The sequence below is a fragment of the Promicromonospora kroppenstedtii DSM 19349 genome (assembly GCF_000515355.1).
GTDB lineage: Bacteria > Actinomycetota > Actinomycetes > Actinomycetales > Cellulomonadaceae > Promicromonospora > Promicromonospora kroppenstedtii.
Genome location: NZ_KI911691.1, coordinates 39,593 through 40,932, shown reverse-complemented (window position 1 = coordinate 40,932; position 1,340 = coordinate 39,593). Strand labels below are relative to the sequence as shown.

Sequence of the window (1,340 nt, the reverse complement as noted above, 5' to 3'; positions counted from 1 at the left end):
CGTCAGGCCGGACGCCGCCGGGGCGAACGCTGCCCGGCCCGACGCCGCCGGCCCGGCCGTCAGCCGAGCAGCGGGCGGGTCTGCGTGAACAGGCCGCTGTAGGCGTTCAGCGCCGGCTGCCCGCCGAGGTGGGCATAGAGCACGTTGCTGGTCGCAGGGATGTCGCCGCTGGTCACGAGGTCGATCAGGCCCGCCATCGACTTGCCCTCGTAGACGGGGTCGATGATGACGCCCTCCAGCTCGCCCGTGAGCCGGATCGCGTCGAGTGTCGACTCCACCGGGATCCCGTACAGGTCGCCGGCCCAGCCGGGCAGCACCGTGATCTCGTCGTCCTGCAGGGGGCGGCCGACGCCGATCAGCTCCGCGGTGGCGCGCGCGATCCGGGCGACCTGGTCGCGGGTCTCGTCGAGCTTGGCGCTGGCGTCGACGCCGATCACGCGGCGGCGCGGGCCGCCGGCCTCCTCCAGCGCGGCGAACCCGGCGATCATGCCGGCCTGGGTGGAGCCGGTGACCGCGCAGACGACGATCGTGTCGAAGAAGACGCCGAGCTCGCGTTCCTGCTCCTCGACCTCGTAGGCCCACCGCGCGAAGCCGAGGCCGCCGAGCCGGTGGTCGGACGCCCCCGCCGGGATGGCGTAGGGCGTACCGCCGCGCTCCTGAACATCCTCGATCGCGTGGGCCCAGGAGTCCTTGAAGCCGATGCCGAAGCCGGCCGGGTCGAGCCGCACCTCGGCGCCCATGATGCGGCTGAGCATGATGTTGCCGACCCGGTCGGCCACGGAGTCGGGCCAGTCGACCCAGTTCTCCTGGACCAGCACCGCCTTGAGGCCGAGCGACGCCGCGACCGCCGCGACCTGGCGCGTGTGGTTGGACTGGTACCCGCCGATCGACACCAGCGTGTCGGCGCCCTGCGCGAGCGCCTCGGGGACGAAGTACTCCAGCTTGCGGGTCTTGTTGCCGCCGTAGGCGAGGCCGGCATTGCAGTCCTCGCGCTTGGCCCAGATCTGCGCGCCCCCGAGGTGGGCGGTGAGCCGCGGCAACGGGTGGACCGGGCTGGGCCCGAAGGTCAGCGGGTGGCGGGGGAAGTCGGACAGGGCCATGGTTACTCCTCGGTCGCGGGGACGGGGTCGGGGTTGGGGCCCGTGTCGGCGTCGGGGTCGGCGTCGGGGTCAGGGTCGGCGTCGGGGTCAGGGTCGGCGGGCAGGGTGGCCCAGGTGTCGAAGGCGACGGCCGCTGCCCGCTCGGCGTCCCCGGCGGCGCACAGCCGGATCAGCTCCTCGTGCCGGGCGAACGACGCGCGCCCGCCGAGCGAGGCGAACCGCAGCCGTTCCGCGCGCCGC

Annotated in this window: 1 protein-coding gene and 1 pseudogene; both read right to left on the bottom strand. The window is 74.1% G+C overall.

Going from position 1 to position 1,340, the window contains the following annotated elements; translation table 11 throughout:
- Positions 1–59: 59 nt before the first annotated feature.
- The gene (locus PROKR_RS16760; protein ID WP_036964859.1) at positions 60–1,100 is read right to left on the bottom strand and encodes a 1-aminocyclopropane-1-carboxylate deaminase; all 1,041 of its coding nucleotides are present in this window, start codon (positions 1,098–1,100) and stop codon (positions 60–62) included.
- 2 nt (positions 1,101–1,102) lie between these two features.
- Positions 1,103–1,340: pseudogene (locus tag PROKR_RS35190) on the bottom strand (hypothetical protein); the annotation flags it as partial.

Excerpts from the sequence above, each read along its gene's own strand:
- PROKR_RS16760 (WP_036964859.1), bottom strand. The coding sequence starts at position 1,100 with ATGGCCCTGTCCGACTTCCCCCGCCACCCGCTGACCTTCGGGCCCAGC.